The organism is Bifidobacterium sp. A11 (genome assembly GCF_000499185.1).
In the GTDB taxonomy this organism is placed as follows: domain Bacteria; phylum Actinomycetota; class Actinomycetes; order Actinomycetales; family Bifidobacteriaceae; genus Bombiscardovia; species Bombiscardovia mizhiensis.
This window is the reverse complement of sequence record NZ_AWUO01000007.1, coordinates 22,450-43,543: the sequence shown is the minus strand read 5'-3', so window position 1 is coordinate 43,543 and position 21,094 is coordinate 22,450. Positions and strand designations below refer to the sequence as shown.

The following is a 21,094-nucleotide window of genomic DNA, read 5'->3' as shown; positions in this document are numbered from 1 at the left end:
CGTCACTTCAATGTCACTGCTACAAGTTTGCACTGCTTGCATATTCCCCACCCATGTAATCGTCTGGGTCAGACAGCCGACAGCCACACGTACATTCGTCATCCTGCTGCGGAGATCCGTTCACGCCAAGGATCAAGCTTGGTAGATTGGAGACAGCGGAGGACCATGGCGAGGAGGAAACATGCGGTATAAGGTGAGTGAAGCCATTTCCGAGGATGCCAAATCCATCCGTACGGCCGTATTCGTGGAGGAGCAGGGCTTTCACAACGAATTCGACCAAACCGACGATGTCAGCCTCCATATCGTGGCCTATGACGGGAATAAACCCGTTGGGGTATGCCGAATCTTCCCTGACCGTGGCAAGACATGGACACTTGGCCGGTTGGCGGTTCTGAAGCCCTACCGCGGCCAGCACCTGGGCGCCAATTTGGTAACCAAGGCTGAGGAAACCACTCGGAGCCGCGGGGCCGACCGGATCACACTTCACGCCCAGGAGCGGGTGGCGGGCTTCTATAGGTCTTTAGGCTATAGGGACATGGGCATTCACGACCAGGACGAGGGATGCCCGCACATGTGGATGGAAAAGCCTCTAACGAACAATGCTGGCAGCGAGTCAGAGGACGAGGCCTGATGAACCAGACCGTCAACTTTGCCAGCACAAGCGTCAATCCGGACAAGGATCCCATGGGAAGATCCGAACAGGCCATCTCCAGCTTCAGCGATGCCGTCATCTACTGGTTCCGCCAGAATTTCGGAAAGATCATCCTGCTGATCGTCGTGGCTGTCTGCGCTGCATTGATCTCCAAGATCGTAGCGGCGGCCATGCGACGTGCCCTGGAACGGACCAACCTGCCCAGTGCCTCCATCTTCGTCAACATCGTCCGCGCCCTGATCTGGATCTTCGCCGCCGCCACAGTCCTGCAACCTGTCTTCGGAATCAATCCATCCACAGTGGTCGCCGCCCTGGGCGTCAGCGGCCTGGCGCTCTCCTTCGGATTGAAGGACACGATCGCCAATATCGTCGGCGGCTTCGGACTCATGGTCAGCAAGGTGGTCCAACCCGGAGACATCATCACCATCCAGGGCACCACCGGAACGGTCCGCGATGTGACCTGGCGCCATACCATCGTCATCGACAGGACCGGTAACCAGCTGCTGATTCCCAACTCCATCCTCAACACCACGGCGCTTGAGAAGATCACCGAGGCCGGCGAGGCCGCCACCACGGTTCCCTTCACCCTGCGGGGGGATGCCGATATAGCCAGGTCCTCCCATTCCATTGCACAGGTGGTGGCCCAGGCAACCAAGGGCATGGCCATGCCAGCCAACCCACCCATCGTTCAGCTTCAGGGCTTCACCCCTTACGGCATCAAGGGCCAGGTAGTCATGTTCGCTAAGCAGGGCGTCATCGCCGCCGATATGCAGGATGCCGCCACCCGCGCTCTGGCCGGCCAGGACTACCTGGTCCAGGAAGCCGAAATCCAAACAAACGACATTGAGCACTAACCAGACGGCCTTTACATCCTGCCAGGGAAATACAAAAGCGTGGTCTCTTCTCTTATGGAGATGCCGCATGCTCCGAGAACAACTCCGCTTTAGGCCGATATACCTTCAATCAGATCGGTGATCAGATCGGTGTAGGTGATCCCAGTTGCTTCCCAGGCCTTGGCATACATGGAGATAGGCGTGAAGCCAGGCATGGTGTTGATCTCGTTGACGATGACCCTGCCCTCGGGGGTCACAAAGCAGTCGACACGGCTCAGACCGGCACCGTCCACGGTTCTGAAGGCCTTGGCAGCCAGGTTGCGAACCTTCTGAAGGGTCTCCTCTGGCAGATCCGCGGGGACCTCCACGTGGGAGGCGGAGGAGTCCACATACTTGCTGTCAAAATCGTAGAAGGCCTCGTCCTGATCGGTCTTGTCCAGCACCACCTCGCCAGGCCAGGCTGTACGGGGTTTTGTGTCCTCGCTTGAGGCGAGCACGGCGCATTCGATCTCCCGCCCTTCGATCCCCTCCTCTATCAGGACCCGCCAATCGTGCCTTGCAGCCTCGGCAACCGCAGCATCCAGGGCTTCGACTTCAGGCTCTTCTACCTTGACCACACCAAAGCTGGATCCTGCGCGAGAAGGCTTGACGAAAAGCGGGTAATGCAGCTCCGCCTTCTCCACAGCGGCCAGCAGGTCGGCTCCGGATCGCTGTTCACGGGAGTCAATGGTGATGCCGGGAGCCACAGGTATGCCAGCTTGGCTGAGCAGAATTTTGGTGTAGTGCTTGTCCATGCATGCGGCAGAGGCGAAGACCCCGCATCCGACGTAGGGCAGCCCCATCATTTCAAGCAGGCCCTGCAGTGTGCCGTCCTCACCGTATGGGCCGTGGAGCACCGGAAAGACCGCGTCAACATGCCCCAAAGGCTCCAGGGACCCAACTGTCCGGGAAGGTTGGGCTCCAGAGACCAGGTCGTCATGATCGCCGATTAGAAACCCATCCCTGCCGCGGGCCATGTCGAGAATGACCGGACGGCTGCTTTCCGTTATCTGCACCGTAGGCAGACTGGCATCGCCCAGACCCCACTGCTTGGGATCCTGGCCACCTATGGTCCATCGGCCGTCCTTGGTGATGCCAATGGGAATGGGCTCGTATCGGTCGGTATCGATGGCACTGAGCACACCGGCCGCCGACACACAGGATATGGAATGTTCGTCAGCACGCCCGCCATAGAGCACCACAACACGTTTTCTGACCATCATCCCTCGGCTTTCCTCATCCTGGACATGCATTCGAGCCTCACGCATCTGCGCGGGCAGATACACCACTCAAAACAGCAGAATATCCCCTTGGCGGGCAACGGGGCCTGGTCAGGGTCGCTCATCCACAAGCTTGGCACGAACAGGCATAGTCGAGCTGACGCAAGCACCGGACAAGTCAGACACGCGATTGATCCGGAAAACCATATATCGTCAAGCACAATGCTGGTAGCGTCGGCTTCAAAGCCTTCGCACCCTCGATAGCCTTCAGAATGTTCTGATGGCCACCAGACTCACTCTGTGGTGATCTGCCCGCCAAAGAGCTCGTCGATCATGCCCCGGCAGCTCAGACCCTGACCCAGCACATTGCTCATGGCCGTAGCCAGCGGGGTCGCCACCTGGTAACGCCTGCCCAGGGCGACGACAGCATCGGTGGTGGGCACGCCCTCGGCGACACCCTTGCTGACGCGGGTAGCCTCCTCAATGCTTTTGCCCTGACCCAGATTAAAGCCAAAAGTATAGTTTCTGCTCAAGGACGACCCACATGTGGCCACCAAGTCACCGACCCCGGCAAGACCGGCGAAGGTCTTGGACTTGGCCCCGCAGGCCTCCCCTAAGGCAGTGAGTTCAGCCAGACCCCTGGCCTGAATCATGGCGGCCGTATTCTCCCCGAATCCAGCCCCCCGTGACATCCCGACAGCCAGTGCAGTCACGTTTTTCAGCGACCCACACATTTCCAGACCGATCACATCGTCCGAGATGAAGGCCTTGAAATAGTCGGTCGTACAGGCACGGGCCACTCTCATGGCAGCATCGGCATCAGCGCTGGCGACCACGGTAGCGCTGGGCTCGCGGGCGGCCACTTCCTTGCTCAGGTTGGGGCCTGATACGGCCGCAAACCTGACCGGGTCCAGATCCAGCGTCTGACAGACCACCTGATCCATCCGCCTGTCAGTACCCCGTTCAATCCCCTTCATCAGGGAAACCACAATGGCATCATGACCCAGCAGACCCTTGAATTCCGTCAAGGCCTCACAGGCATGCTGAGCAGCTATGGCGACGACCACAATTTTAGCCCCCGAAACGGCCTTGGCCCGATCACCCTCAGCGCTGATGGCGTCAGGCAACCTCTTCACGGTCGGCAGGCGGCGAGCATTCGAATGCTGACTGTTGATTTCGTCCACGACATCCGGGTCGATGTCCCACATGACCACCTGATTGCCTGCGTCAGCCAATACCTGGGCAAAAGCGGTTCCCCATGCGCCTGCTCCCAATACCGCGATCTTCGTCATCATTCTCCTTTGCATAATGCCGTGCGCACGGGAACGCCGACCAGCAGCCTCAATCTTGTCTCTACCATCCTATGACACCACCGCCAGGCAGGGGGAATTAGAGGCGGGTTCCGGCCTTACTGCTCGTTTCTGGGCCGACGGGTCATGGTCACGTAATCGAAGTATCCAGCCGTTGGGGGTTCTTCGCCGCGAATCTCGGCCATGACCTCCTCCATCCGGTTGCGCAGGCGGACACAGAGGGCATGCACGGACTGCTTGGGAGGTTCCGCTCCCCACTGATCCACGTCTTCCAGAAGGTCGGTATAGTCAAGGAGCCGGTCATAGCACATGACCACGTTCTTTCGAGGCCAGGGCCACTTGTGATTGATCGAAGCCGCCCCCCAGGTGATGCTGGGATACAGAGGAACCATGCGACCCAGCTGCCGCGAAGCCTCCAGGGCGATGAATCCGACACCAGGCTTGAGCGACATGGGCCACTTCAGAGGGTCACGGGTCACGGTTCCCTCGGGCCAAATGGTCAGGGGCCTACCCGAGGTGATGATGCTGATCGACTCCTCCTCAATCGACCTGGCCTTGCCGGACTTACGCTCCACCGGCTGCATGCCCACCATGCGAAACCAGCTGCCGATCAGGGGCCAATGGGCCATCTCGGCCTTGGCCATATATCGAGGACGACGACCCAGGTGGAAGAGCGCCATCATAGGAATGAAAACGTCGAACTGGGTCACATGGGTGGCTGCAGTGATAAAGGGGCCGCTCTGCGGCACCCGCTCCAGGCCCCAGGCATAGACCCGGCAGGAGTCCCGCACCACCTGGGAGACTCCGCGCAGCAGACGGGTAGTCCCCACAGGGTGTTGACCGTCTATCTCGTCCAAGGCCGGCGTGCGGTGTCCAGTGGGATAGTAGCGGGTCGGATCCACCAACCTGTGCCGCTGGGCCAGCAGAGCCACCTGCTGGTCAGACAGCGCTGGCACCGCAGACCGTGGGGAGGGTTTGCCTTTGGAAGCCATCTATGCCTGCCGGATCAGTCGATCTGCGCGTCCAGGGCCAGCAACTTGTCGCGGAAGTCTTCGTAGCCGCGGTCGATCAGGGAGATGCCATGGACGGTGGAGGGACCGGATGCCGCCAGTGCAGCGATCAGGTGGCTGAAGCCGCCACGCAGGTCGGGCACGTCGATGTCCTGGCCGGTCAACGGGGTAGGCCCGAAGATGACCGCCGAATGGTTGAAGTTGCGCTGCTGGAAGCGGCAGGGCAGGGATCCCAGGCACTCCTTGTAAAGCTGGATGGTGGCGCCCATCTGAATCAGCGGCTCGGTGAAGCCGAAACGGTTCTCATAGACGGTCTCGTGAACGATGGAAAGACCCTTGGCCTGGGTCAAAGCGACCACCAGAGGCTGTTGCCAGTCGGTCATAAACCCAGGGTGCACATCGGTCTCAATAGCCACGGGCCTCAGGTCGCCGCCCGGATGCCAGAAGCGGATGCCGTCGTCGCGCACGTCGAACTGGCCGCCGATCTTGCGGAAGACATTCAGGTAGGTCATCATATCGGGCTGGTGGGCGCCCTTGACCATGATGTCGCCATGGGTGGCCAGGGCGGCGGAGGCCCAGGAAGCGGCCTCAATCCGGTCGGGCAGGGAGGTATGGGTGAATCCCTTGAGGGACGGCACCCCCTCAATGCGGATGGTCCGATCCACATCCACGGAAATCTGCGCACCCATCTTCTGCAGGACCGCTACCAAGTCCATGATTTCGGGCTCGGTAGCCGCCCCGGACAGCTCGGTGCGTCCTTCGGCCATGACGGCTGCCAGCAGGGTCTGCTCCGTAGCGCCCACCGAAGGGTAGGGCAGGTGAATCTTGGCCCCATGCAGACCGTTGGGCGCTGTGATGTGTATGCCGGCCTCATGCTCCTTGTCGACATTGGCCCCCAGCTTGCGCAGGGTCTCCAGATGGAAATCGATGGGCCGGCTGCCGATGCGGCATCCGCCCAGAACGGGGATGAACGCCTCCCCCATCCGATGCAGAAGTGGTCCGGAGAAGAGGATGGGAATGCGGGAAGAGCCCGACAGAGTGTCTACATCAGCCACGTCGGCCAGCTCCACATGACTGGCATCGATGGTGACCACGCCCTCCTTGGGACGGACATCCACCTTGACCCCGTGCAGCCTGAGCAGGTCCGAGACCACATGGACATCGCGGATCTCAGGAACGTTCTTGAGCACTGAAACGCCAGGAGCCAGAAGGGCCGCCACCATGGCCTTGCTGACGAAGTTCTTGGCCCCGCGGACCTGGATGGTACCGTGCAGGGGTCTGCCGCCCACCACATGCAGTACATCATTCTGTGTATTCACCTTGGGCATATATCGGCTTCCTTCTCGTATCTGCTCAGAGCCGGGCTTTGGCACATCATCGGCCCTATCTGCAAGTCTGCCACAAGGGGTGTGGGGACACCGTGAATTGTCGCCTCCGGCATAGAGCGTCCACCCGGTCAGGTACTGGTCAGGCACCGGCTGAAACGAAGGGGGTCAGCATCGTGAAGCCCATGATCAGCAGCAGCATGATGAAAAACGGGCAGGCCCAGGCGCCATAGACGTTCGTATAGGTGCGGTTTTCCCGCAGAAAAGCGACAATCCGATGACGGCCCAAATAGAGAACCAGGACGGCTGCCAGCAAACCCGCCAGCATCATGAGCACGTTGATATAGGAGGACATGTTGTCGCTCATAAACCTGAGAAGGAGTTCCAGCCCGTCGCTGACGACCAGGTTGTTGAACACATGCAGGGCTATGGACCAGAAGATGGAGTATTCGCAGGCCAGATAGCCCAGGAGCAGACCCATAATGAAAGCGAAGAACCCCTGGCCAAGGTCGCCGTGGAAGAAGCCGAACATGACCGCGGAGGTGACGATGGCGAAGACGTGGCCGTAGGGCTTCAACGCATGCAGGATGGCCCCTCTGAAGACCAGCTCTTCAATGACGGGGGCCAGCAGGCTGACGTAGATGAACATGGGAATGGTACCCGAGGCCTGTTGGATCTGCTCGGTCGTGGTCCAGGACTGCTGCACTCCCAGCCGCGCCGTGGTCCAGTCCATGCCTGACTGATACCAGTCGGCCAGGGTCTGCCCGGTCAGCGTCAGCGCAAAACACCCCAGCAACACCTGCCAGGTCATGGGGTGCAGATCAGTGTGGAAGATACCCGAAGGACCGGAATCGCAGATCTGCCTACGTCGTGTGAAAACCAGGAAGCAGAGACCTGTGCAGGCGGCGATCAGATTGATGATGCCCCCATACTCCTTGTCGGCATGGCTCATCACATAGATAAATCCCGAGTGGGCAGGCACTGGATCAAACACGGCATTCCACTCCATCTGAGCCAGAACACCGAACAAAAGGCCAACACTGTTGATGATAAGCAGGTAGACCAGCAGCAGGGCGGCCTGACGGTTGAGCATTCCCCTGGCCGCACTCATCCATGCGCGATTCGCCGTGCCTCGTCTGGGCTTTTGAGTCCGCCCAGTCCCTGACGCGTCGGACGCCGTTGCTGTCTGCCCCATGTCACCATGCCCTTTCATGATCCTCTGCAGGTTTGGCCATCCGGCATTGACCTCCAGCTGGTCCAAGTTTACGCCACCACTGGCGGCATCAATGCGTCATGCTCTAGAGCAGGCCGGGCACGAACTTGAAGACTGTCAGTAGCAGGCAGAGCAACAAATAGAGCAGGAACCAGGGCTGCCTCCAGGAAACGTATGTGCCCTTAGGGGCCCGATAGCGCCGCCGGTAGTCCAAGAGGCTGGCGCGGTGCAGGAAGAACATGAGCAATCCAGCCAGAACCAAGACCAGCGCCACTACCAAAATCGACAGACGAGCGGTTCTCGGAGCGCTCATCAAATACCGGTTGGGCAGGCCGCTGAAGAGCAGATCACCGACCACACGGGCCCCGATGGCCCAGATCAGACCATACTCCAAGGAGCAGTATCCCAGTGCCAGCCCCAGCAGGAAGATCCAAAGCCCGGAGACCGGGTCACTCTGCAGCAGGGCGCAGAGCAGGGATGCGGTCAGGATGGCAAAGACCCGGCCATACCGACGCAGCCCGTTGAGGATGATGCCACGGAAGACCAGCTCCTCAGCCAAGGGAACCGCCAGAAGGGCATACAAAGCCATCATCGGCGAGGAAGCCCCCGTGACCAGCAGGCTGTGCGAGGCCAGGGAGGGAATGTGCAGAAGCAGACAGAAGTGATTGAAGAACTTATTCAGCTCATGAACCATCCCCTGGCCCAGCAGGAGCACCGTTATCAGGGCCAGCAGAGCCGCCAGGGTCATTCTTCTATCGGTTCGCCAGTGGACGGCGTCCTGTCCTCGCTGATCCACACCTCGAATAACGCTCCACTCTGAAATGCAGGCATAGGTCAGCGCCAGCAGGACCGACAGGAGGGTGATCCCATCGGACAGAAAGGCGATGGATCTGGGATCCTTGACCTGCTCCATGATGACTGGCAGGATCATCCCCGAACCGACCATGAGTACCAGAACCGATATGGCCAGATAGACGAAGGCGAAGGCAGCCTGGCCGTTGACGGCGTGGAGGACCCCGGAACTGGCTGTGTAGGAGTTGGACTTGTCGGTGGTGGTCCTGGCCGTCTGTGGTTTCGCCTGAGCCTGAAGCTGGGGCTGAGCCGCAACCTCAGTAGCTGGCGTGACGGCGCCAAGTTCACTGGGAACAGCGATCGGCTGCGAATTGACCGGTCCTGCCGAAGCATTGGAAACGACCCGAGGGGCTGCCGACTCGGCTGAAGGACGGGTACGGTTGCGAGCAGCCCGCCGCTTGGACGACCGACGGACTCCCCTCTTCCTTTCATGACCTCTGGCAGAAAGGCCGAAATGAAGGCCATGCGAAGAACGGGTCGGCCTGGTCGCGTTCGTCGCGGCTTCCTCGGTCTCTGCGGACTCGGCCTTGGCTGCCAAAGCAGCCGCGGCAGCCTCGGCAGCCTTGGCGGCAAGAGCCACAGAAGCACCTGGAGCGGATACGGATGTCGAAGAAGACGCGAACTGGACGACCGACTGCGTGGCCGGGACTGCCTTTACAGCCTGCGGAGATCCAGAGGGGGCAGGCTGAACGGCAATCGCTGCCTGGTCGGTCTGCATGGGCTGGCCGACATGATCCTTCTGCGCGAGCGCCGTCTCCTGTCCGTCAATAGCCTCTGACGAAACGACCCGACCACCGGTACCGTCACCGGAGACTGCGGCAGGCTGGGCAACTACCCGTGGAGTCGAACAGACCCGACGCCCCTGATGATCGGTTCCACTGGACACGGATTGTGCAGCAGCACCGTTGTCCCCAGAAGCCGATGAACCAGTGACCAGGGAATCCCAGTCGGCATCCGAGCGACGGACAACGACTGGCCGGTCGGCGAATACCACAGGGGCCTCAGACGCATGAACAGAGGCTGCGGGTGCAGGAATCTCCGAACCCGGTTTCGCAGACATCGAATCCTCAGCGCCGGAACCCGAGGGCGCCTCGAGCATAGTCGCCGACTTGGGTTCGGCTGTTCTGACTGCGGAAGGAGCGGAAGCCGCAGGTTTGCCTGCACGGGTGCTTGCGGACGGCTTACGACGCTTGGGCATATTCCAAGAGAAGACCGGGCCATTGTTCTTTTCGGGCTTCGTCCAGGACCAGACGACCTTGGCCGCAGGCTGCTGAGGCTGCGCCGGGGTCTCCTTGGCCTTTGCGGCTTCCGGCTCTCGGCGAACCACCACACGCCGCGGAGAAGACTCCTTGTCAGATTCCTTTCCGCCGTGCCCGTCAGCTGGTAGATCTTCAGGAGGAAATGCGGCAACTCCCGGTTGACTGGCCATGGTGACCGAGTCCAAAAAATCATAGGATCCTGGAAGCACTGAAGGTCGTTCACCGACTGGTCTGGCACCCTTGCCGCCAGCTCCTTCATCACCCAGAACTGCGGTCTTCCTATGGGCTATCCGTCCCGGGTAGGCCAAGCCATCATCCACGGCCTCCCCCGGCAGGCTCAAGGGCGGCAGGTCGATGGACCCCTCCTCATAATCCCAGTGACGGGCGTAGTCCTTGCTGGCACTGTGGCTTGCGGTCATGAGGGCAATAGAGGAGCGCGACACCTTCCAGCGCCCCTGATCGCTTTGGGCATCGGCGGACTCGCTGCCGCTGTCGCGATCCTCATCATCCCTCATCCGTCGATGATCCTTCCCCTTCATGCACTACCGTACGACCGTCAAGGGCGTCCAGCGACACGAACTTTTCCCCACGTTCATATCACAACACTACATGTCCGAGTCTAGCCCGACCCCGCCCTTCCTCGACAGAATCCCGACAATGGCCAGGCGCCCGGCGCCATCTACTGTCTGGTCAGGCCAGCCCTGGCACGAATTCGCTCAGGGCCATCAGCAGGCATGCCAGGCAGAAGAGCAGGAACCAAGGCGCCCGCCAGGAAGCGTAGATTCCCTTGGGAGCACGATTGCTGCGGCAGTAATCACGGAGAGTCCTTATCTTGAACAGCAGCCCGACGACGCCAACCAGCAGCACCAGGATCATGAGAAAGCCCAGGCCGATGCGGACCACCTCGGGTGCCAGAGGCATGTACTTGGCCAACAAACCTGAAGAGAAAGCATTGTTGAGCATATGCACCAGCAGGGACCATACCAACCCGTACTCCATGGCCAGATAGCCCAGAACCAGGCCGGAAATGAAACCGAACAGACCCTGGACCAAGGAACCATGCATGAAGCCGAAAAGCAGAGAAGAAGTAATAATGGCGAAGACCCGGCCAAAGCGGCGCAGACCGTTCATGATGACCCCGCGAAAGACCAGCTCCTCGGCAAAGGGCCCCAAAAGAATGCCATAGAAGAGCATGATCGGCGTTTCCATGCCTCCGTCGCCAGGCGCGGACGGTGGATGCAGGCCAGTACTGGACAGAATGGCGCTCAGTCCGGAGTCGGCCGCCCCGGCCACCAGCTGACTGAGGAAGAAGCAGGCCAGGGCGATAATCAAGGCCAACAGGCTGAATCGGCGCGCAGTGACCCACTGCACCTGATCCTGGCCATGGCGTTCATGGCCCACGATGACCGGCCACTGGCTGATCAAGGCAAACAGCAGTGCCAGCACTACGGAGATGGCCACCGTCCAGTCCCCCAGAGGGCCGTTGATCTGTGCCTTGGAAGCATGCGGGAAAAGAGCAGGCAGAACCGCCTTGCCCCCCAAAAGACCTGCCAGGGTCTCTATGGCCACGTAGATGAAGGCAAAAGCACTTAGGGTATTCACTGCCCGTCTAACGCCCCAGTCGTGCACATCGCCGCTGCTGTGCCTCATGATAACCGCTCCTCTTCACTCGCCAACTAGTCACAGGCGATCAATGGCTGTCTCATTCCATGGTAAGCGAAGAGGGAGCAAATGGCTTTCATATGAGGGCTCACGGCCCGTCGGTCAAATGATGCCGCGGTCAGCCAGGGGTCCAGGCCAGTCGATTTGACCCTCCCTGGCTGAAGTGACCGGCTCTTCGGGCATGTGCTGGGCCGGCAGAGTACGCGGCTTGAAGGGGAATCGCTCGGCCCGCATACGCTCATAGGCACGGATGTCATCCTCGTGCTGCAGGGTCAGATCAATGTCGTCGTACCCGTTCATGAGCCGCCACCGCACGTAGTCGTCTACCTGGAAGGGCAGAGTCACATCCGCGCAGGTGACCGTGCGAGCGCCCAGGTCCACGGTCATCTCGGTGCCGGGGTCCTCCTCCAGGAGCTTCCAGAGCAACTCCACTGATTCCTGGGGCATGATGGCGGCCAGAACACCGTTCTTGGCGGTGTTCCCATAGAAGATATCGGCGAAGCGGGGGGCGATGACCACGCGGAAGCCGTAGTCCCGCAGAGCCCAGACCGCATGCTCGCGCGAGGAGCCGATGCCGAAGTCCGGCCCGGCCACCAGAACTCGGGCACCTGAATATTCGGGCCGGTTGAGCACGAAATTCGGATCCCTTCGCCAGGCGTAGAAGAGCGCGTCCTCGAAGCCGGTCTTCTGCACCCGCTTCAGGAATACGGCGGGGATGATCTGATCGGTGTCGACGTTGGAGCGGCGCAAGGGCACCCCGACCCCGGTGACAACGGAAAGTGGCTCCATGATGACCTCCTGCCTGCTGGATGGCGATGACGATGACGAATGATTGATGGGCTTACAGATCGGCCGGGGAGCAGATGGTTCCCCGGATGGCCGTCGCAGCGGCCACCTCGGGCGAGGCCAGATGCGTCCTGCCGCCCTTGCCCTGACGACCCTGGAAGTTGCGGTTGGATGTGGAGATGGAGCGCTCCCCCGGCACCAGCTGGTCGGGGTTCATGCCCAGGCACATGGAGCAGCCGGCGTTGCGCCATTCGGCTCCAAAGTCCTCGAAGATGCGATCCAGCCCCTCCTTTTCGGCCTGAATGCGAACTCGCGAAGAGGCCGGAACCACCAAGACGCGATGCAGGTTCTTGGCCTTGTGGTGTCCCTTCATGATGGCTGCCGCCGCGCGCAGATCCTCGATGCGCCCGTTGGTGCAAGAACCAATGAACACGGTGTCCACGGCGATGTCCCGGATGGGCATCCCCGGCTTCAGACCCATGTAGTCGATGGCCTCCTGGGCTGCCTGTCGCTTGGCCGGGTCGGCGATCTTTTCGGGCACAGGCACATCGGCGCCAATGGGCAGGCCCTGTCCGGGGTTGGTGCCCCAAGTCACGTAGGGGGTCAGCTGGTCGGCATCCAGGATGACCTCCTTGTCGAAGACTGCATCCGGATCGGTGGGCAGGGTCCGCCAGTAGTCCAGGGCCTGATCCCACATGGCCCCCTTGGGAGCGTGCGGCCGGCCCTCCAAGTAAGCGAAGGTGGTCTCGTCCGGCGCGATCATCCCGGCCCTTGCCCCGGCCTCGATGGACATGTTGCAGATGGTCATGCGCGCGTCCATGGACATACGCCGAATGGCCTCGCCCCGGTACTCCAGAACGTGCCCTTGGCCGCCGCCAGTGCCGATCTTGGCGATGACGGCCAGAATGACATCCTTGGCGCCCACGCCCGGCTTGAGCTGCCCGCGGACAGTGATGGCCATGGTCTTGAAAGGCTTCAGGCTCAGGGTCTGGGTGGCCAGAACATGCTCCACCTCGGAGGTGCCGATGCCGAAAGCCAAGGCCCCGAAGGCCCCGTGGGTCGAGGTATGCGAATCGCCGCAGACGATGGTCATGCCGGGCTGCGTCAGTCCCAGGACGGGTGCAAAAGCGTGGACAATGCCCTGATCGGCATCCCCCAAGGGATGCAGACGAACCCCGAACTCCCGGCAGTTGCGCTCCAGGGTGGAGATCTGCAGGGCCGAGACCTTGTCGGCGATGGGCCGATCGATGTCGATGGTGGGGGTGTTGTGATCCTCGGTGGCGATGACCTGGTCCAGGTGACGGATCTTGCGGCCTGCCAGGCGCAGCCCCTCGAATGCCTGTGGGCTGGTCACCTCGTGCATAAGCTGCAGATCGATGTAGATCAGATCGGGCTCGCCTCCCTGGCCCTTTCTGACCAAATGATCGGCCCAGACCTTTTCCGCCATTGTGCGTCCCATATCGCCTCCTGAAAACCTGCGACCAGCCGGAGCGCCAATCTCATCGGCACCCCGCCGGCCTCTTACCACCGAGTATGGAACTGCCCAACCGTTATGAACTTTTGCATTTCATATACTGAGATGGCATAATTCAACCATGGACACACCTTCTATGAACGATGACGACAGATATCCCTCCGCAAATGATCCGAACATGCATCAGGAGGAGATTCATTCGGGCGTCGGCGTTTTGGACAAGACGGTGCGAATTCTGGACACCCTGGAGACTGGACCCATGACCCTGGGCCAGCTGGTCAACGCCACAGGGTTGGCTCGACCCACAGCCCACCGACTGGCCATCGCCTTGGAGCGCCACCGCTTCGTGCTGCGGGACGCGCATGGCCGCTTCGTCCTAGGCTCCCGCTTCGCCGAGCTGGCCGCTGCCGCTGGCGAGGATCGACTGCTGACCGCCTCGGGGCCCATCCTGCATACACTGCTCAACCGTTCGGGCGAGTCAGCCCAGATTTTCCGCCGCCAAGGCGAAGTCCGTGTCTGCATCGCCGCAGTGGAACGCGCATCGGGCCTGCGCGACTCCATCCCCGTAGGCGCCCTGCTGTCCATGGAGGCCGGGTCGGCAGCGCAGATTCTGCTGGCCTGGGAGGAACCCGAGCGCCTCCATCAGGGTCTGCGGCACGCCAAGTTCAACGCAGCGACCCTGGCCACGGTCCGCAAGCGCGGCTGGGCCGAATCCATCAACGAGCGGGAAGAAGGCGTCTGCTCCATCTCGGCCCCCATCCGCAACGGATCCGGGCAGGTCATGGCCGCCATATCCATCTCCGGGCCGGTCAACCGCATGTCCACCACGCCGGGAAGGCGCTACGCCCCCCTGGTCATGGCTGCCGGCAAATATCTGACAGAAGCCCTGCTGCGAGCCTCATCTCCCGCCCGTCGCAGGGTCTGAGCGGGAATTCCTAACGCCTTGGTCCTGACCGCCGCCTGCTGGATCCCCAGGAGGCGATCAGCCCGGCAAGAGCCGTCAGCCCGCCCGCCAAGAACCCGGGCCGACGCAAGAGGTTGACCGCGTCCCCGGTGGAGGTCGGCACATGGCTCATGGCGAAGGTGTAGACCTTGTGGGATCCTGGCCGCCCTACCAATTGCCCGAACTCCAGGAGCTGAGTGCGAGGATGATGGGGATGGCGGATGTCGAACTCGAAGAGCCGGGCAGCCCGCTTGCTGGGCACCGGACCGTATGAGCCGAATCCGCATGTGGGCGTGGCCCCCAGCGTCAGATCTCCGCTACGGCCGACAAAGCCATTGCGATGGTCATGCCCGGCGAAGAGGGCGAAATAGCCCCGGTTCCGGGTCAGCAGGTCATACTCGCCACTGTCCTCATCCGGGCAGGAGACCCCCTCGCCCAGGTAGGAGCCGGGGCAGGTGCGCGATTCGTCCAGGATGTAGCAACGGGAGTCGAAACTTCTGTAGCCCTGGACCGCATAGGCTGTGGTGGCCGGCACCGGCTTGAGCAGATCGTAGAACTGGGGAATGGGCATGTGCTGGAAGACTATGGACCGGTTGCCCAGAAGATCGGGAGCGGCCGCCAGAAAGTCCAGGGCCTGCGCCGACGGTGAGCCATAGCCTCCTGCCCGGGCATAGTCGCCAGAGTCCAGCAGGACCAGGCCCATGACCACCCCGTGACCGTCGCAATCCGCCACAGGCAGCGCGAAGGTGCCCGGAGCGCAGACGAAAGCCGTCTGGGAGGGCAGGGCCGACCCGATCAGCGCATGGACTCGATCAGGATGGGCGACCGTGGCCTCCGGGTTCAGGCAACCGGGCACCTCCCGATAGATGGCGTCCATCTGGTCGGTGTCCAGCCCACACTGGAAGTCGTGGTTGCCGTAGGTGACGACGAAGGGAATCCCGCGTTCAACCAGCGGGCCGGTGATCAGGCCAACGGTTCTGCGGACCAGATCCTCAGTGTGCTTGATGTTCTGCTGGCGTACACGCTCGGCATCCCTGCGGTCTGGTTCCCGGCGGTCCGCAGCAGCCTGACCATCCTGGGACTTGGCAGAGCGTTTCAGAGAGGCTCCCCCAAGCCCCAAGGCGCCGCCCATGCTCAGACCAGCAGAATAGATGCCGTCCAAGGGAGTGCTCCAGCGCCTCTTGCGGAAGGTGCGCTCGTAGGCCGTGTCGTAACCGGCTACCTGGTTGCCTGAGAAGACCACCAGATCGGGCTTTGCCGCATCGCAAGCCGCGCCTATCAGCCTGATTGTGTCCGGAGAGACCTTGGGGCCTTCCTGGACGTCGGCCAGCTGCAGGAGTCTGAACTTGCCTGAGTAATGGAACTGAAGTCGCCCCAGCCGGGCCGAAACGGACAGCGGTCGATCATGCTCTCCCCCGCCACCTTGTGGGGAGACCTGATCCGCGTGGTAATGCTGACTCATACATCCAGCCTACTTCACCCGACTTCGCCTCTAGGCCGATATATGCAGTCCCCTTACGAACCGGATTCAGGCCGCAACGTCATCACCGCTGGCCGGCACCCTGATGTTAGCTTGGCCACAGTGATTACGATGACGGCAAGGACCGGGCCGACAATCTTCAGGCCTGGCCCCGGTCTTGGTATATTGGATACGTTGCGGTTCTTAACGAGATAGAGGGAGCGTACCTCCATGGCAGAAGGACAAGAGCTCCTGTTGCGCAAGGATCTTGAGCGGGTTGTCGACCGCCTGCACCAGGAGCGTACCCATGTGGCCCCCTATCAGGAGGATTACCGTCGACTGCTGGATAACCACGGCAAGATGATTCGCGCCGCTATGGTGGCTCTTTTTGCCCGGGCCGGAGCACGAACCAAAGGACACTTGGACGACACCGTCATCACCGGCGCCGCCGCCATCGAGATGCTTCATTTAGCTACTTTGGTCCACGACGACGTTCTGGACAACGCCCCCATCCGCCGCAACAAGCCCACGGTCCACACCATCCGGGGCAACAAGGCAGCCATCTATCTAGGTGATCTGATCCTCTCCCGCTACATGGAGATCATGGCCTCCATCGCCCCTGACACAGGCTTTATCCGCGAACAGGCCGGCACGGTCTGCGAGATCGTAGGTGGAGAGCTCTACCAGGAGTCCGACCGCCACCACACCCACATAACCATTGACGATTACGACAGAGCCATCTCCGGCAAGACCGCAGCCCTCTTCCGTCTGGCCTGCCTGACCGGGATCCGCCTTGACGGCCAGCCAATTGACCCGGCATTGGAGCGGACCGCCAGAGACTTCGGCGGCAATCTAGGCATGGCTTTCCAGATCATTGACGACATCAACGATTTTGATCTGGATCGTGACACCGGCAAGCCCAAGCTGGAGGATATCCGCGACGGAATCTACACTCTGCCGGTTCTGCTGGGGTTCCAGAAGGATGAGAACTTCAGAGCCCTGGTCCAGCAGGACGATCCCGAACAGGTAGTCGACTACCTTAGAGCACATCCCCAGTTGATGGAAAGCAGCCGTCAAACTGCCAAAGACTATCTGCGGCGGGCTTCAGACAGCCTGGAGGATTCCCCCATGTCTGAGGGCATACGCAGCTTGCTGCAGCGGATTGTAAGCAAGCTGACTGCCCAGGTCTGACCGAATCGGCGCGACGGAACCAGCGCAGCATAGCTAGAGCAAGTGAGACCAGCCTCCTATCAGCCGCGAGCCAAACATCCGTCATATCTGCCACTTCATGCTTGGCATTGCTCTCTTTTCTGAATCTCACCACAGCTGGCAGCCGCTGATGACAAACACCCTATGACAGCAAATCCCCCGTTCCGGACCATACGGTCCGAAGCGGGGGATTTACCGAAGGGGAAGGGAATGTTTAAGGTCAGCCGGCCATTAGGCCAGGGCCACCCGAGCTGGTGCGCCATGCACCTTGGCAGGCTGCGGCCCATTGCCGTCATCCGGCTTGTAGAAGGGTCCCTGGTGCAGGGTCCTCCTGGTATAGAAGACCATGACTCCGCCCAGAACCAGGAAGAGCAGGAAGTAGACAATGCAGGTGAAGAGCAGGTTCGGCACCGTGCTGGTGGGCGAAACGCCATCGGCAATGGTCTGATAACCATAAACCAGCCATGGATAGCGTCCAAGCTCAGTCACCAGCCAGCCACTGGTCGTCGCAGCGAAGGGGGCGAAGGTAAAGATACCCATGATCCAGAGCTTCCAGCGTGTGGTGAAGAGCGTGTTCTTCTTCTTACGTGTGAACCAGAGCACCAAAGCAGATATCAGGGCAAAGGCAAACCCGATCCCAACCATCAGGCGGAAGACCCAGAATAGGGTGGTGACCGGCACGTAGTAGTTCATGTCCTTGCCATACTTGGCATCGTACTTCTCGTGCAACTCCTTGTTGACGGTGTTCATGCCCTTGACGGCGCCTGTCTTCTTGCCGTAAGCCAGCTGTGACATGGCTCCGGGAATCTCGACGGACCCTTCAATCTTATGGTCCTTCTCATTGATCAGAGCCACGGCATTCCAAGGAGCGGGATCGCCGGTGTCCTCGTAGATGCCTTCGGTGGCAGCCAGCTTCATGGGCTGATCGGTCACGATGTACTTGCCCTGCAAATCACCGTAGGTGATCACGCAGATGGAACCGATAAGACCGAGCAGGGCGGCCAGACGAATGGACTTGGTGAACAGGTTGACCTTGGCCTGCTTCTCGGAGTCGGCCTCGACAGCGGCCACGGCCTGATCCTTGTTCCCCATGTGCATTCTCAGCAGGCTGAAGGCGCTGCAGCCCATGACCACGAAGGCCCCTGTGCAGACGGCGGCGAAGAAGACGTGGGGGAACTCGATCCACAGCTGGGGATTGGACATGACATCACCGAAGCTGCGCAGTCGCACATGGCCGGTGGCCTGGTTGATCTCAAATCCGACCGGGTGCTGCATGAAGCTGTTGGCAGCCAGAATCCAGATGGCCGACATGGAGGAGCCCAGGAAGGTCAGCCAGATGAAGACCGCATGCACGGCCGGCTTGAACCGATTCCAAGTGAACATCCACACGCCGATGAAAGTAGACTCCAAGAAGAAGGCCAGCAGGGCCTCAATGGCCAGGGGGGCACCGAAGATGTCACCCATGAACCTGGAGTAGTTGGACCAGTTCATGCCGAACTGGAACTCCTGGATGATGCCGGTGACCACGCCGACCGCGAAGGAAAGCAGGAAGATCTTGGACCAGAACATGGTCATCTTCTTGTAGACATCCTTCTTGGTCACAACATAGGTGGTCTCCATGATGGCGACCGCCAGGGCCAGACCGATGGTCATCGGGACATAGAAGAAGTGGAATATCGTCGTCATGGCGAACTGGAATCTAGACAATCCCAATACAGTGAACATCGTTCCTCCCAATCTCTGCAGGGTTCGTCGGGCGCGGGTACACGGGTCGAATCCGGACGGATTCAGATATGACCAGGCTTGTGCCCACGAGAACCTTCAGCTCTCCCCGACTTCGCCACCTGGTCGCTTCCTCGGGCTCCGGTTTCCAAGCCGTCCAGTCCATGAACCGACGGCGCACGGTGACCGGCCGGGAAGCCATCTGCCAAGATCGGCGACCCGACAACCGTGCAAAATTCATTGCTCGGGAAACAGCCTGATGGTCATTCAACAGGGTTCCGTCCATCTGAATCTGACTGCTTCTTTGAGTATATCCCTTGACCGGCACCCTTGTCCACGTCCGAGACGTCCATGCGATAAAGTTCACGGAAACGGGCGTTTTCATGGTACAAATCAACAGGCCGACCCTGCATGGCTATATGACCATCCTGCATGAAGATTACCTGGTCGGCCTCCTCCAGCCCCTGAAGGTGGTGGGTCACCCAAAGAAGGGTGCGATCCTGGCTGACCTTGAAGATCATGGCCATGAGCCGCCGCTCGGTTATGGGATCCAGACCGATGGTCGGCTCGTCCAGAAGGATAATCGGCGTGCGCTTGAGCACAATCCTGGCCAGGGCCAGACGCTGACGCTGGCCACCTGAAAGTCGGCCACCGGCCTCATCCACCGGCGTGTCGATTCCCTGGGGCATGTCATCCACAACCTGATCCAGCTGCACAGCCTTCAAGGCCTGGCGAACCTGATCGTCATCGGCCTGGGGAGCACCCAGACGCACATTGGAGGCAATGGTGGTGTTGAAGAGGAAAGCCTGCTGGTTCAGGTAGCCAAAGAGTTCTGGACGCTGATCCTGCAGCGCATCGACCGGTATTCCATTGATCAGGATGCGGCCACTGGTGGGGCGCAGGTCGCCCAAAAGCAGCTGAAGGACCGTTGTTTTCCCCTCGCCGCTGGGACCGAGCAGGGCCACACGTTGCCCACCTTCGATCCGCAGGCTGAAGTCGTCCAACAACAGGGGGTCATCAGGACCGTAGGAGAAGCTGACATGGTCGAAGACGATTGACTTGATCGGCCCCTCCAACCTGGTCTGGGCACTCGGTTCAATCCGCCGGGACTCGACGCGCTCGGTCAGATCATTCAGGTGGTCCAGCGAGTCAGTATAGAGGGGAACCTCAGCCACCGCCTGGGAGACCACGATGAAGCAGTCGACCAGGGGGAAAACCGCCAGGACTACGGCTGCCGCGAAATCAGCAATGGAGGTGGAGCTGGTCATGCGTAGATCCGCTCCAACTATCAGAGCCACCACCATGAGGGCGAAAATCATCTGGATGCCGCAGTTGCGCCAGCGTTCGAACCGCTTCTGCTCTCTGCGGCCGGTGGCGATGTCGTTGAAATCACCGGACGCCGTGTCCACGAAGCGGCGCCGACGGCGAGTGATCACCCAATCGCCCAGGCCCATGTAGCTCTCAGTCACAGCCGTGTACTGATCCTGCCGCCTTGCCTTCTCCATGTCGTAGCGCCCATCTGAATAAGCCAGCGAGACCAGCGGTACCAGGATCAGGATCAGGGCGAAAAGCAGGAAGAGCAGGAGCGAAGTCAGCCAGGAGAAGACGCCTACAGCGATGGTGACGACCACCCACATCATGTAGGCCACGACCGTGGGGAAGATGGTGCGCAGGTAGAAGTTCTCCAGATGGTCCAGGTCGTCCGAGAGCATGCCCAGAACCGTGCCCGTGCGCTCATGCTCGTTCAGGAAGGCCGCGTCCTTCGAAAGGGTGCGGTAAAGCTGAACCCGCAGCTTGGAAACCACTCGAAGCACCCAGTCATGGCTCTTGATGCGCTCCAGATACTTGAATGTGGGCCGTCCAATGCCGAAAGCCCTGGTCAGGACCACCGGCACGTACACGGCAAAAATGTTGAAGGGGTGGCGGGCCGACCTACTGATCAGGAAGCCGGAGGTGAACATCAGCCCGGCCGCGCATACGAAGGTGATAGTCCCCAGGAAGAAGATCAGGGCAAGCAGCCCCTTATTCTGACGAAGGTAGGGCCAGAACCAATGATCCCGGTGCCAGATATGCATATAGCCTGACAGCCCCCGACCGCGGCGGGAGGTCTTCGACGATCCCATACC

General features: G+C 60.7%; 16 protein-coding genes. 4 read left to right on the top strand and 12 right to left on the bottom strand.

The annotated features are described in order from the left end of the window. Window positions 1–181: 181 nt before the first annotated feature. Window positions 182–631, top strand: coding sequence for a GNAT family N-acetyltransferase (locus P273_RS0106295; protein WP_024627615.1), 450 nt, complete (start codon window positions 182–184; stop codon window positions 629–631). Beyond that, window positions 631–1,506 (top strand): mechanosensitive ion channel family protein, encoded by an 876-nt coding sequence (locus P273_RS0106290; protein ID WP_253269587.1) that lies wholly within the window; start codon window positions 631–633, stop codon window positions 1,504–1,506. The genes P273_RS0106295 and P273_RS0106290 overlap by 1 nt, the downstream gene beginning before the upstream one ends. An 89-nt stretch (window positions 1,507–1,595) precedes the next feature. Here the strand turns inward: P273_RS0106290 and P273_RS0106285 are convergent, their stop codons facing one another. From P273_RS0106285 to leuC, 9 genes are all read right to left on the bottom strand, one after another. Beyond that, a complete protein-coding gene (locus P273_RS0106285) occupies window positions 1,596–2,744 on the bottom strand; it encodes a D-alanine--D-alanine ligase family protein (RefSeq protein WP_029676235.1) in 1,149 nt (382 codons plus the stop codon). A 293-nt stretch (window positions 2,745–3,037) separates the two neighbouring features. Then, the gene (locus tag P273_RS0106280) at window positions 3,038–4,039 is read right to left on the bottom strand and encodes an NAD(P)H-dependent glycerol-3-phosphate dehydrogenase (protein ID WP_172637254.1); all 1,002 of its coding nucleotides are present in this window, start codon (window positions 4,037–4,039) and stop codon (window positions 3,038–3,040) included. Window positions 4,040–4,152: 113 nt separating this feature from the next. After that, window positions 4,153–5,046, bottom strand: a complete 894-nt coding sequence (locus P273_RS0106275; RefSeq protein WP_024627610.1) for a 1-acyl-sn-glycerol-3-phosphate acyltransferase — start codon at window positions 5,044–5,046, stop codon at window positions 4,153–4,155. Between the two features lie 14 nt (window positions 5,047–5,060). Further along, window positions 5,061–6,392 carry a UDP-N-acetylglucosamine 1-carboxyvinyltransferase gene (gene murA, locus P273_RS0106270; protein ID WP_024627609.1) on the bottom strand — a complete coding sequence of 444 codons (1,332 nt, stop codon included), beginning with the start codon at window positions 6,390–6,392 and terminating at the stop codon, window positions 5,061–5,063. 139 nt (window positions 6,393–6,531) lie between these two features. Next, the gene (locus P273_RS0106265) at window positions 6,532–7,584 is read right to left on the bottom strand and encodes a CPBP family intramembrane glutamic endopeptidase (RefSeq protein ID WP_172637253.1); all 1,053 of its coding nucleotides are present in this window, start codon (window positions 7,582–7,584) and stop codon (window positions 6,532–6,534) included. Window positions 7,585–7,687: 103 nt separating this feature from the next. After that, window positions 7,688–10,228, bottom strand: a complete 2,541-nt coding sequence (locus tag P273_RS0106260; RefSeq protein ID WP_024627607.1) for a type II CAAX prenyl endopeptidase Rce1 family protein — start codon at window positions 10,226–10,228, stop codon at window positions 7,688–7,690. A gap of 175 nt (window positions 10,229–10,403) precedes the next feature. Beyond that, window positions 10,404–11,363 carry a CPBP family intramembrane glutamic endopeptidase gene (locus tag P273_RS09570; RefSeq protein WP_024627606.1) on the bottom strand — a complete coding sequence of 320 codons (960 nt, stop codon included), beginning with the start codon at window positions 11,361–11,363 and terminating at the stop codon, window positions 10,404–10,406. Between the two features lie 114 nt (window positions 11,364–11,477). Next, window positions 11,478–12,164, bottom strand: a complete 687-nt coding sequence (gene leuD, locus P273_RS0106250) for a 3-isopropylmalate dehydratase small subunit (RefSeq protein ID WP_024627605.1) — start codon at window positions 12,162–12,164, stop codon at window positions 11,478–11,480. A 52-nt stretch (window positions 12,165–12,216) separates the two neighbouring features. Next, complete coding sequence (gene leuC / locus P273_RS0106245; protein ID WP_024627604.1) at window positions 12,217–13,620, bottom strand: 3-isopropylmalate dehydratase large subunit; 1,404 nt, start codon at window positions 13,618–13,620, stop codon at window positions 12,217–12,219. 193 nt (window positions 13,621–13,813) lie between these two features. On the opposite strand from leuC, the gene P273_RS0106240 reads away from it, so the two are divergent. Then, complete coding sequence (locus P273_RS0106240; RefSeq protein ID WP_172636696.1) at window positions 13,814–14,560, top strand: IclR family transcriptional regulator; 747 nt, start codon at window positions 13,814–13,816, stop codon at window positions 14,558–14,560. 10 nt (window positions 14,561–14,570) lie between these two features. Here P273_RS0106240 and P273_RS0106235 read toward each other — a convergent pair whose 3' ends face one another. Further along, a complete protein-coding gene (locus tag P273_RS0106235) occupies window positions 14,571–16,040 on the bottom strand; it encodes a serine/threonine protein phosphatase (protein WP_024627602.1) in 1,470 nt (489 codons plus the stop codon). A gap of 228 nt (window positions 16,041–16,268) precedes the next feature. Between P273_RS0106235 and P273_RS0106230 the strand changes: the two genes are divergently transcribed. Continuing rightward, on the top strand, window positions 16,269–17,228 hold the full coding sequence (locus P273_RS0106230; RefSeq protein WP_024627601.1) for a polyprenyl synthetase family protein: 960 nt from the start codon (window positions 16,269–16,271) through the stop codon (window positions 17,226–17,228). A 249-nt stretch (window positions 17,229–17,477) separates the two neighbouring features. On the opposite strand, the gene P273_RS0106225 is transcribed toward P273_RS0106230, so the two are convergent. Together P273_RS0106225 and cydC are read right to left on the bottom strand one after the other, a co-directional pair. Beyond that, complete coding sequence (locus tag P273_RS0106225) at window positions 17,478–18,971, bottom strand: cytochrome ubiquinol oxidase subunit I (RefSeq protein ID WP_024627600.1); 1,494 nt, start codon at window positions 18,969–18,971, stop codon at window positions 17,478–17,480. Window positions 18,972–19,231: 260 nt separating this feature from the next. Next, window positions 19,232–21,091, bottom strand: a complete 1,860-nt coding sequence (cydC, locus tag P273_RS0106220; RefSeq protein WP_051354156.1) for a thiol reductant ABC exporter subunit CydC — start codon at window positions 21,089–21,091, stop codon at window positions 19,232–19,234. Between the last annotated feature and the right edge of the window lie 3 nt (window positions 21,092–21,094).